Raw genomic sequence first — 10,722 nt, 5'->3', positions numbered from 1 at the left:
TGGAGCGGTGGAGCGGTGGAGCGGTGGAGCGGTGGAGCGGTGGAGCGGTGGAGCGGTGGAGCGTCGGAGCAGTGGGACTCGTCCTCGTCCTCGATCCTACCGCGCCGCTGGGTCTGGAATGCGCAAAATTGAGACGAGTAAAAGGGGCGAGTAAAAGGAGAGCAGTGGACAAATACTTGCCAAATAACGCGACATGGATTCCACATTCCCTCAATCCTCATTCGCCATGCGAGCCCCCGCACTCCCCCCGCCGGTGCATCTCCAGCACCCGCAGCCGCACATCATCCGCGATGTCATCCGGCGTCGCGTAGGGCAGGGGGCCTGAGTCCGAGCTGCGCTGCTCCAGGCTCAGGTCATAGAGCTTCGCGATCTGATCCAGCGCCTTCAGCCGCACGGAGAGCATGGGCGGCGTCGCAGCAGCAGGCGGGTCCGCATCCTCGTCATCGTCCGCATTCGCCATCACATCCGGAAACGTCGCCTCCACCGTCTGCCACAGCGCCGCGCTGATGTGCTCGCGGATCGTTGCGAAATCCGACTCCGACTGCGGCCCCTGCGCCGCGCGTGCCGCACGGCTTTGCCCCCACACCTCACGCACCGCCTCCACGCCCAGGCCCAGCACCTGCGCCACCGCCAGCAGCGGCAGCCCCTGGCGCACATGCAGCTCGAAGACAATCTGCGGCAGCGTCAGCCCCAGCGCGCGCGCCCGTGCCAGCCACAGGCGCAAGCCCGCCGCCACACACACCGCCCCCCCCTTGGCGCAGGGCGCAGCGCCCACGCCCGCGACGCCATCACACGCAGCGCCAGCCCCAGTCGTGGTGACTGCGCTGCCATCCGCCAAAGCATCAGCGCCCTCTCCACAGGTCGCATCTGGCCTATAGGTCCTGTCCGTTAGCCCCGCCGCACCCAGCGCACCGCCCGCCATCCCCGGCACCGCCTCCACGATCTGCGGCCCCGCCGCGCGCCGCCGTTTCCCGCCGCTGCCGGTGCGGGGTTTTGCAGAAGAAGAAAGAGTCATGGTCTGGAACGTGGATGAGTGGTAGGAACTGGTAGCCAGAGGCGCATGCCACGGCATACCATAACCGATTGGGTCCCACTTTTGTCATTTCAACCGATTTGTTAAAAAACTCGCAAACGCTGCGCCGTCAGGGCAGGCGGGGGGCGGGCCACCCATGTCCTGACCGCCCCCTGCTCCCGCCAATTTTCAATTCTCAGTTTTCAGTTCCCAGTTTACAATCTCCCACACCCGCCAGCCACGCTCAGCGCACTCACTCCCCAAGTCGCGCCTTACACGCCACATCCCTAGCACCACCACCACCGCACCGCATGAAAAAGCCGACCTCACGCTCGACCCTCCTCTTCATCCTGCTCGTCACCCTCGTCCCTGCCGCGCTCGTTTACCTGGCCGCCAAAGTCCACGCCGAACGCCAGTTGCAACAGCATGAAGAGCGCATCAGCCAGGAAGGCAAGGTCGCCATCGCCCACGTTGTGAAGTTGAACGAGCTGCGCCTCACCATGCCCGGCAAGACCCCGCAAGAAATCACCGCCCTCGTCTTTCCGCCGCTGCCGCCCGGCTACACCCTGCGTCCCGTCACCGCCGCCGATCGCGCAGCACACCCCGCGCTCAAAGACTCCGACTACCTCGTGCAGCAAAACGTCCCGCCCCACCTCGTCATCCCCAGCGCCGCACCGCCTCTGCACCTCGATCTCCCTTCCTCCGCCGCTGAAACTCCACCCGCCGCACAGCCCGTGAAGTGAAGCCCCTCACTCCCGCACCGCAAACACCGCAAACATCCGCCGCCAAGCATCGGGATGCACATCCTGACTCAAGTCTGTCCCGAGAGTCGCGCAGCGGCACACCTGCGTGAAGACTTCAGCTAGTTATTTGGCAGAGCCTTCCATCTCACGCCGAGCGTACCTCTGCCCAAGCCTGCGCCGCACAAGGTAAGAAACCAGCGCCAGCACAAGCGCCAGCAAAAATCCGCTGACCGTCCCCAGTGCCCTCGCCCATGCGATGTCATGATCGAACGTGTAGCTCCGAGTCGTCAGCCAGCGGGAGGTGATGCGCTGGCCATCCAGCAGCCCCGGGCACGCCTGATAGATGATCAAGCTCCGGCCAATGTTTCCCCCATGAAACATCAGCGACATCCACACCATCATGACCGCGTAGCTCGGCCACCGCCGCCACGCCACCACCGCCACCAGCACGCACAGCAGCAAGGCCCCCGCGCTGCCGATCCCCTCCGCAAAATCACGTGTGATGAAATACCACGGCGGCTCATCGGCCGGACTGCCCCCGTGCAGCGCAAACCGCTGCATCACCGGCTCTTGCAACGCATGCGCCAGGTACTGCGACCCGAGCACCACCATGAAAAAAAGAAACATCCCCAGGCTCTCAAACTGCTGCACGGTTGAATGACGGGGCGCTGCGGGGCTTGGCGGAATCATGGGAGGGCTTCAGTGAGCGGAGGTCTTGAGTCGAGTGAACATCCCGCATGGAATGCGCGGCGTGCGAAGCACAGCCCAGCCCCCACCCATGCCATGCGCCGCCCCGTCTGCATTCGTTTTTATACACACGCCGCACCCACCGCAAAATCGTGCGCCGCACCCTGTGAGCAAGATGCCTGGCACGAATGGCACTTGGTTAAGCAGTCGTTCGAATGCGGCATGGCTTCATCAGTCAGCCTCAACCCCAACGGGGTTGCGTCTTACAGCCCAGGGCCGCCGAGCCTCAGCGAGGTGCCCCTGGGTCATCGAGCACCCGATCGGGAAGCCAACCCAGCGCCTTCGCCACACATCGTGCACACCAGCAGCGTTTGTAAGGCCTTTCGCCGCGCGCGTGCCGTGCTCACGCAGCGCGCTTAATGAGCCACGATCAACGCCCTTAACCGAGTACCATTCATGCCTGGCTGCTTTTTTCGGATTTCAAGTTGGTTGAATTTCCCCCGGACGATCATCGCGCTCGCCAGCTCTCCCCGTATCTCCAGCTCAGGCTTGGGGACAAATGCCTGGCATCTTTTTTCGGACTCAGCGCCAGATGCCTGGCACTTTTCCCCGGGGCCTAGGCTGTCTGGAGAGAGCGGCTCAGTTCCGCGTCAGCCACAAGTGACGCAGTTCGATGAGTGGCGCATGCTTGCCGTTCTCAACATAGCAGAAAGTCCGGCCATGCTTTGTGGAATGCACACGCTCGGCAAAAGCCGTGGCAGTTGATTTACCGCATGGCTTCGGAACCTGCAGCACCTCAAATTCTTTGCCACGGCCACCGATGATTGCGAGGGTTTTGACCAGCTTAGGGACAATCGTGTAGCCTGGGCTGGCATATCCCACCATCAAGGCGCTCGTCATCGCCCAGGCATACTCACCTCGGATGAAGCGGGCGATGCCCTTGGCTCCGTAATGCACGCCCACAGTGTGATCAGCATCCACAGGCTTGCACTCGATGAAGAGCCAGTCCTGGGTGCGGAGTGAAACATCACTTCGACCCTTTATCGCTACAATGAGGTCAGGCATTAAATCTGGCTTCGTTCCATCATAGTTCGGAAATTTGGACTCCCGAGTGCCTACCGTGAATCGGTCCTCGTCAAAACCATCAACCAATCCACGGTCGAACACTTCATCATAAAACACCTTGTAAAGTTCGAGCGTGATTTTGTCTTCGTTGGCAGTTTTGATGTCAAAATTTGCCAAGGTGCGCCCCTTGAGCCGCTGCCAGGCCACACGCAGCGCCTCCTCGACAATCAGATATATCGCGAGCGGGATGGGCTTGTGGGGCAGTTCAGCCGTCTCATCGCGATAGAATCCGTAGGCCATGATTCAGTCCTCAAAAACACTCAGGTGGTTGCGCATGATCTCACCACCCAGCAGCCGTGCCCGGCTCGGCGTCCAGTAGCGGTACTGACGCAGGATGCCGATGACCAGACCGCCCTCCACCTCATGTATGATGCGGGTGGTCCCTGTTTCATCGGCCAGCTTGCGCAGTTCACCCAGAAAGAGTTCATCGGGTTCAGGCATCGGCGCTCCCTTGGCGGTCAAGGTGAAGAAGACAAAGGAATGCTCCACCTTCTCCGAAGGCTTCCAGACCGCGATTTCAGGCAGCTTGCCCAGCACCTTAAACAGCGGCCGCACATGCGACTCGACCCGGCGAAGGAACGCCTTCCTCTCGGCAGCGGTCGGCATCTCGCTGGCGCGCTCGCCAACCCTGTCATAGGGGTCACAAGTCCTCAGAGTATCCGCGATCACTTCGATATCCGATGGGCTCAGTCCATAGAGCTTGCCAAAGAAGGTGTCGATGTCAGGAAAGACGGTGGCGTCTTCGTTAATGAGCCGTTTCGAGAGCGCCTTTACTTCGTTGCGCTGCGGATCATCAAGCTTTTCAAAGGGGAAGAACGGGCACTTGTCCAAGTCGGCTTTATCAATAGTTGGTCGTTCAAAGCCGAATTTACCACTGGTTAGCAGCGCATAGTAAGGCCAGAGTTTGCTATGAACAAAAAGCTGGAGGTAGCGCACCAGCAATGGGCCGCTTGGATGGCTTGATGCAGAGTAGCCGTGAAAACTCTCGTTGTACGCCAAGTCCGAGTCGCACACCAGCGCCCAACCCAATTCGCGATCAGGTCCCGGTGATTCTTTGATTAGAGCAAGCGGACCTCGATAGACCATCAATGGGTCTGGCTTCTTGTCCCGAATCCTCGTTCTAAAGAGGGTTGGCCACTTGAACAAGTCTAGTTCTGAGACAGCCACTTTGAAACGAAATGCGTCTGTGGAGTTGAGATCAGGAAGCTTATGAAGCTTGGTGGCATCCTTCTGTTCTTCCTGCTCCTCCTTGATCTGATACCCATTGCAGCAGGCCAAGCCTAGCTCCTTCTTCCAATAGTCCCCAAGCGTCTTGCAATCCACCGCCTTGATCTTCCGCACCACCTCCACATCCAAAGCCGTCCCGATAGCCAGCGCCTTCCACAGCCAAGGTTCTTCCATCGTCTGCTCCACATCGACAAGCTGAGCCGACTTCGAGTCGATGCGCATCTCGCCAAGCGCGTTGGCCTTGAGATCGGTGTGCGGCGTGATGAAATGGATCCGGTGATGCGGCTTCGGGCGGCGGTTCCGGGCAAAGAGCAGCATGAACGACTGATCCATCTCAGGCCACACCTTGGAGTCGCGGAGATTCGAACCATTGATGATGCCACTGACCTCAAGCAGACTGAACAGGGCCTTGCGCGTCGCGACCGCCATCGGCCCTTGTTTGAACAGCGTGCGTGCAGGTAGCGCCATGGCGATGCGTCCATCGGCCTTGCACCACTGCATGGACCGCCAGATAAACGGCAGATCGGGCACGCTGTCAGGGTTCTGGTAGGTCGTGCCAATCTCAACATCCAGACTCGTTACGATCTCCCGGCTCACTTGATCAAGCTCCGCAGAAAGGTCGGAGTAGTCGGAGCCGATGTTCGTCCACGGCGGATTGCAGAGGACTAAATGGAAGCTCCTATCAAAGCGCTTGCCCACATGCTTGCCAATGCTGCCGATGACCGGGCCTTTTTCCTTGTCATCTTCCTTCCGCCAGTCAAAGAGCATGGCGCTGTGGCCTTTGCGCAAGGCTTTGAATTGCAGCTTCTCCGGTGGTGCCGGGTCGGGATCAAGCTCGATCGCCGTGAGGTACAGGCTCAGCGCGGAGAGCTTCAGCGCCGAGTCGCTGATGTCGAAGCCCACCAACTGGTTTTCCAGAATACTGCGGATGGCGTCTGTGTCGGGCCGTTGCCCCTTATGCTTCCACAGCTCCCGGTAGAGATGGCGGAACGCGATCACTAAAAAAATCGAGGCACCACACGCCGGATCCAGCACCCGTGCAGCATGTGCATTTGGCAGGCCGTCAAAGGCCTCACCCACCAGCGTCGCAGCGATATTTCGCGGCGTGTAGTGTACGCTCGTTTCCTTGGACTGCGCATGATCCCATTTCCAGGACAGCTTTTCATAGACCTGACTCAGCAGACCGATGGGGATATGCGCAAAATCAAGGTGCCCCCAGCTAAACTTAGCGCTGACGAAATTGAACCGCCCCTGATACGCCTCCCCAGCGGTAGCCTCCTCCCCCCTCAGCATCTGGGTCAGGTGATGAAACAACTTCTTCCCCGTGCTTGTTCCTTTCGCCTCGAAGAACTCCAAGTTCCCGTTGTCAGTCAATGCCAGGAAGTCACCATTAAAAGTCTTGTCCAGCCAGCGGCAGGTCGCCGCCGTATTGGCCGCATTGGCAAAGCAGTCGTCCAGGGCAGTCGCTTTGGGCGCTATCTTCTTTGTGTCCTCCTCCTCCTTGATGATGCCACGGTCTCGCAGAAACCTGAAAAACAGCACGCGCCCCACCAGCGAAATAATGTCCGCTCTCTCGATGTGGAGTCCTGCCAGTTTGGTTGCGACACCATCCACCAACGTGAAGATTTCTTTGAACAGATAATCCACCTCGCCGCCGGAGGGCATCTCCTCACACCGCCCTAGAGCCAGCCGCGAGAAAAAGGTGAGAGCCTCCGTGGTGCCAGCCGTGTAGAGCTTCCACTCCGCTGTTCTGTCTTTCAGACTGACCGGGATGACCTCAAGCGTGCCTGGCCGGATGATCGCCAGATACGCCCGGTCACCACGACACGCGAGAGAACGCCGCAGGTCTTGAAGCTGCTGCTCTTTCTCCTTCGGCACCGTCGCCAAGCGGCCCTCATTGACGAAGAAGAGCAAAGGGCGCTCCTGATTTTCCACCACGCCATCCGGTTTGATCAATCGCGCTGCCAGTGGCCCTTGCGGCTCGATCAAATCCAGATAATCGATCAACTCCGGCGTCGCCTTGTCACCAAACCAGCGCACACCCTTGCTGCGGCTATCAATGCCGTAGTTGGGGAGTTCAGCGGCTGTCTTGTTGACTCGGCGGAGGGCGGGCATGGGTACTGGGTGCATGGACAGGAGAGAGGGGGCTGTTATATTCAAGTCGCTTCCACTGAGCGGTTGCTTTTAGAGCGCGTCATGAGGTCAGGAAAAAGGCAGGAAAAACATGGGTAAATCCCCACTACCGATCCCAGAAATCCGGCACCTCGCCTGGTACCTCCACGCACCAGCTGCCGTCGCGCTTCAGGCGTGACGCGATGCGGCCATCCAGTTGCTTCTCGATCTCGCCTCGGTAGAGGTTGGCATCCAGCAGGGTCCATTTGCCGGAGCGGAGCTGGAGGAGTTCGGCGATGCGGTTGCGGGTGACGGCTCCGGCGCCTTTGTCCAGGGCGGCGCCGCTGCCGATGTCTTCGATGTAGATGACGTCGTACTTGGCGTAATCGCGGGCGGCGCGGAAGTCTTCCAGATCCACGGCGGGGATGAGGTGGGCCACTTGCGGGCCGCGATGGCCGGTCGTCGTGGGGATTTTCCAGTGACCGCGTGCGGCGGCGGACTGCAGGCAAGCGAGCGCTTGCTTCAGCACATGCGTCTTTCCCACACCGGAGGGACCCAGCAGCGACACCCACCGACGCGGCTGCTCTCTGCGGATCACCGCGCTGCAAAAAGCCTGCACCGCCGGCAGCACCTCGCGCAGGCCGGGGTGATAAACCTCAAACCGCCAGGGCCACGCCGCCACGTGCGGGTGCAGCCCTGCCACAGCCTCTTCAGGCGTCGCGGGCGGGAGCGTGGGCGCGGCCGCTGCGCGCAGGAGTTGGGCGGTTGTTTGCATGGGGGCGGGGGAGGTTTAAAGTGGAAGGTTTAAAGTTTAAAGTGGGGGCGGTGCGGGGGCTTTTTCGCCCTTTGACTCGAACTCGATCATTGCGTGTCGAAAGCATGCAGCGGGTGGGGTGCTGGATGCGGGTGTTGTGTGAATCGTCCTCGTCCTCGATCAAGTGGGATGCGCAGGCCGAAAGGGCCGCGAGCCACGAGCACCGAGCACCGAGCACCGAGCACCGAGCACCGAGCACCGAGCACCGAGCATCGAGCCGCTGGCAGTTGCTGGTATCAGTTTCACGCATACCTCCCTGGCGCATTCGCGCTGTCGCTTCTCGCAGGGGTGGGCCGGGAGTTGGCATGGGGTTTGGAGGGGTAAGAGTTCGTGGTTTGAAAATGCAGGCCCTGCCAGCGGGCGTGGATGGCGGCATCCACCTGCGCGGCCACAGCGGGCCAGCCGTGGGTGGTGGCGTGGCGTTCACACAGGCGCAGGGCGGCCTCGGCGGCATCCAGCGTCCAGGCCACGGCCTCCGAGGAAATGCGGGCCTCCGTGGCTCGGCGGGTGCGGTAGTCGCGATAGCGCGTCCACGACTCCGCAAACTCAGGCGGGGAGAGCAGCGGGGCGCTCACCGCATTGGCCCTCCTGGCCTGCTGCCGGTGCCAGTCACGCCAGTCCTCACGGCGTGGCTTCAGGTTTTGCGGCGGCGTGGCAGCCGCAGCCGAAGGTGCAACTTCGGAGAGTGAGTCAGTCCTCGGCGGCCTGCCGCCCGTACTTCCGGTTCCTTCCGATACCTTCCGGTTTATGTGAACCTCCTTCACAGGTGACGGTGAACCACGTTCACAGCTTTGCGCAGCAGGTTCACTTGAGCCCACATCAGGGCAGTGAAGCACGTTCACAGGGAGCAGTGAACCACGTTCACAGGAGGCGGCAGCAGGTTCACAGATGGCGCAGTCCAGGCTGTGAAGCACGTTCACAGGGGGCGGTGAAGCACGTTCACGAAGGGGGGCAGCACCTTCACAGATGGCAGGGTCCGACCTGTGAACGACGTTCATCGCTACCAGTGCGGCAGGTGCATCGCCAGCAGCGGTCGCTGCGCCCACCGACGCCACGGGTGAAGGTGACGGCGATGCCGAAGCGGGCAGCGCAGCAGGCAATCCAGCCGCCAGGCCCTGCGGGGTGATCTGGTAGCTCGTGCGCCAGCCATTGCGGCTGTCAAACTGCAGCACGCGCACGTCACGCAGCGCATGCAGCGCCGTGGCCACGGCACGGTTCGACAGCCCGGTGATCTGCATGATGTGCGCGTAGGAAGGATCGCAGCGGCCCGTTTCGCCATTGTGGCAGTCCGCCAGGCAGAACAGCACCAGCTTCTGCGTGGGCGTCACGCGCAGGCGTTTGATGTTTTCGATCATGCGCAGGCTCATGGAAAGGCGTCGGGTAGTGGAAAGTAGCAGTGCATGGTGTTTACTGGCATTAGGCTGCGGTCAGGAGACCGCAGCAGCGTGCGGGCAGCGCCCGCAGGAGCGCGGACTTTAGTCCGCAGCAGGTCGTCCGCGTGTGACGCGTGCGGATCGTCATTCAGTGAAGAAATCATCGTGAGTCTGGGTGGGTGGCGCTGTTCCTGAAGGTTTTTCCCTGAGCACGTATTGGCGACCCGGCATCGTGAAGCACACGGGGCAGTCCCGTTTTGCCAGGCGGCGTGTGCGCAGTCTGCGGCGAAGCCGCGAAGCGAACTCCGCGAGCCGTCACCCGCGTGGGCGTGAGGTGCCAAAACGCAGCGCGGTGCGCAGCCGGAATGGCAAACCGAGACATAGGCGCGGCAGGGCGGGCAGCACCCGGCGCGCTCCGGGCTTCCGGTTCTGCTTGCGCCTCGTTGCGGCCAGTCCTCTGGCGATGATTCAACGCAGTCTTCATGGCGGCTTGGGGCGTGGGTTGGACTGGTGGCGCAGCCGGGCGTTTTCCTTGCACACCTGGCTGTTTTCGCGATTGCGCTGGCTGAGTTCCTGCAGCCTGTCTTTGAGCGCCGCGCCCTCCAGGGAGCGGCAGCACTTGTGGCCGCGCAGCATGCCGCGCTTCAGCAGGGCGAAGTTCAGTTTTTGGACGGACTCGTCATGCCCCGGCACATCCCGCCACGTGATGCCCCGCCACTGCGGCCCCGGCGGCTGTGGCGCAGGGCCACCGGCCGCTGGAGGCACCGGCATGCGGCACCGGGCAGCAAGCGCCGCTGCGTGGCGCGCAGACATCCCACCATCGCCATCAGGTAATGGGTCACGAGTTTGCATCCTGCCCCCATTTGTGTGGCGAGCGGTATTGGCGGGTACGTGATCTTTCGAAGCCGCTGGTGTTTCAGCTTTTGCGGCACCTTCATGCCCCGTGTGCTGCGGATCGTAGATGAACAAATTGCCCGCCTGGTCAATCCGCAGCGTCAGGCCGCGGCGGACCAGGTCATGGAGCACGTCAGTGAAGGAGATCATGGGTGTGGGGAAGGGGAGACAATCAGATGGGGATATGGGGAGGGGATTCGTCCTCCTACTCGGACTCGTCCTCGATCCTGCCGCCTTGCGGAGCGCTTGCCCTGCATCGGCGTTCGTATCTTTAAAACATGGTATTAAAAACGAGAAGATACCATGGCAGGACAAACCTCAGGCCGCGCGGGCGCTGCGCAGATCCGCTGCGTCCATGCGGGCGATGACGCGGCGGGTGCTCTCGCTGATCTCCGCGCTGAAGCGCTCCTGCACATACGCCTCCGCCTCCTCCCACAGGCCGGCGGCCAGGTGCTCGCTCACCGACTGGCCGCGCACGAGGATGTCATTGAGGCAGTCCTCCGAGTGATCCAACTCCAATGGAAAATGGCCCGGCCACGCGGCCAGTTCGCCTGCCACATCGCCCTTGAACTTGGGATTGCGCACGGTGTCCAGCGCCGCATGCACCTTGTCCGTCTGCTCCTGCAGCGCGCAGGCCAGCCGGTGCAGCTCCGTCGCCAGCGGATTGCTGCCGTGACCGTCCGGTTTGATCTCGTGAATGAGAGTGTCGATGTCGTGTGTTTTCATGGGTTGTGT

General features: G+C 61.5%; 9 protein-coding genes. 1 reads left to right on the top strand and 8 read right to left on the bottom strand.

What is annotated here, in order from left to right:
- Positions 1 to 217: 217 nt before the first annotated feature.
- Positions 218 to 1,015 carry a hypothetical protein gene (locus tag PSV43_RS16720; protein WP_300199832.1) on the bottom strand — a complete coding sequence of 266 codons (798 nt, stop codon included), beginning with the start codon at positions 1,013 to 1,015 and terminating at the stop codon, positions 218 to 220.
- A gap of 308 nt (positions 1,016 to 1,323) precedes the next feature.
- On the opposite strand from PSV43_RS16720, the gene PSV43_RS16715 reads away from it, so the two are divergent.
- Positions 1,324 to 1,755, top strand: coding sequence for a hypothetical protein (locus tag PSV43_RS16715; RefSeq protein ID WP_300199829.1), 432 nt, complete (start codon positions 1,324 to 1,326; stop codon positions 1,753 to 1,755).
- A gap of 123 nt (positions 1,756 to 1,878) precedes the next feature.
- Here the strand turns inward: PSV43_RS16715 and PSV43_RS16710 are convergent, their stop codons facing one another.
- The 7 genes from PSV43_RS16710 to PSV43_RS16680 form a co-directional block, all read right to left on the bottom strand.
- Positions 1,879 to 2,445, bottom strand: a complete 567-nt coding sequence (locus tag PSV43_RS16710) for a hypothetical protein (protein ID WP_300199826.1) — start codon at positions 2,443 to 2,445, stop codon at positions 1,879 to 1,881.
- 636 nt (positions 2,446 to 3,081) lie between these two features.
- Positions 3,082 to 3,807, bottom strand: a complete 726-nt coding sequence (locus PSV43_RS16705; RefSeq protein ID WP_300199824.1) for a hypothetical protein — start codon at positions 3,805 to 3,807, stop codon at positions 3,082 to 3,084.
- A gap of 3 nt (positions 3,808 to 3,810) precedes the next feature.
- Positions 3,811 to 6,909, bottom strand: a complete 3,099-nt coding sequence (locus tag PSV43_RS16700) for an N-6 DNA methylase (protein WP_300199821.1) — start codon at positions 6,907 to 6,909, stop codon at positions 3,811 to 3,813.
- Positions 6,910 to 7,033: 124 nt separating this feature from the next.
- Positions 7,034 to 7,681 carry a hypothetical protein gene (locus tag PSV43_RS16695; protein ID WP_300199818.1) on the bottom strand — a complete coding sequence of 216 codons (648 nt, stop codon included), beginning with the start codon at positions 7,679 to 7,681 and terminating at the stop codon, positions 7,034 to 7,036.
- Between the two features lie 281 nt (positions 7,682 to 7,962).
- Positions 7,963 to 9,087: a helix-turn-helix domain-containing protein gene (locus PSV43_RS16690; RefSeq protein WP_300199815.1), complete on the bottom strand. Its 1,125-nt coding sequence runs from the start codon at positions 9,085 to 9,087 to the stop codon at positions 7,963 to 7,965.
- A 486-nt stretch (positions 9,088 to 9,573) separates the two neighbouring features.
- Positions 9,574 to 10,137, bottom strand: coding sequence for a hypothetical protein (locus PSV43_RS16685; protein WP_300199812.1), 564 nt, complete (start codon positions 10,135 to 10,137; stop codon positions 9,574 to 9,576).
- Positions 10,138 to 10,305: 168 nt separating this feature from the next.
- Positions 10,306 to 10,713, bottom strand: coding sequence for a hypothetical protein (locus tag PSV43_RS16680; protein WP_300199809.1), 408 nt, complete (start codon positions 10,711 to 10,713; stop codon positions 10,306 to 10,308).
- Between the last annotated feature and the right edge of the window lie 9 nt (positions 10,714 to 10,722).

It is taken from the genome of Prosthecobacter sp. (assembly GCF_029946185.1).
Lineage (GTDB): Bacteria > Verrucomicrobiota > Verrucomicrobiia > Verrucomicrobiales > Verrucomicrobiaceae > Prosthecobacter.
This window is presented reverse-complemented; position numbering and strand designations above follow the sequence as displayed.

Excerpts from the sequence above, each read along its gene's own strand:
- PSV43_RS16690 (WP_300199815.1), bottom strand. The coding sequence starts at position 9,087 with ATGAGCCTGCGCATGATCGAAAACATCAAACGCCTGCGCGTGACGCCC.
- PSV43_RS16705 (WP_300199824.1), bottom strand. The coding sequence starts at position 3,807 with ATGGCCTACGGATTCTATCGCGATGAGACGGCTGAACTGCCCCACAAG.
- PSV43_RS16695 (WP_300199818.1), bottom strand. The coding sequence starts at position 7,681 with ATGCAAACAACCGCCCAACTCCTGCGCGCAGCGGCCGCGCCCACGCTC.
- PSV43_RS16720 (WP_300199832.1), bottom strand. The coding sequence starts at position 1,015 with ATGACTCTTTCTTCTTCTGCAAAACCCCGCACCGGCAGCGGCGGGAAA.
- PSV43_RS16710 (WP_300199826.1), bottom strand. The coding sequence starts at position 2,445 with ATGATTCCGCCAAGCCCCGCAGCGCCCCGTCATTCAACCGTGCAGCAG.
- PSV43_RS16715 (WP_300199829.1), top strand. The coding sequence starts at position 1,324 with ATGAAAAAGCCGACCTCACGCTCGACCCTCCTCTTCATCCTGCTCGTC.
- PSV43_RS16680 (WP_300199809.1), bottom strand. The coding sequence starts at position 10,713 with ATGAAAACACACGACATCGACACTCTCATTCACGAGATCAAACCGGAC.
- PSV43_RS16700 (WP_300199821.1), bottom strand. The coding sequence starts at position 6,909 with ATGCCCGCCCTCCGCCGAGTCAACAAGACAGCCGCTGAACTCCCCAAC.
- PSV43_RS16685 (WP_300199812.1), bottom strand. The coding sequence starts at position 10,137 with ATGATCTCCTTCACTGACGTGCTCCATGACCTGGTCCGCCGCGGCCTG.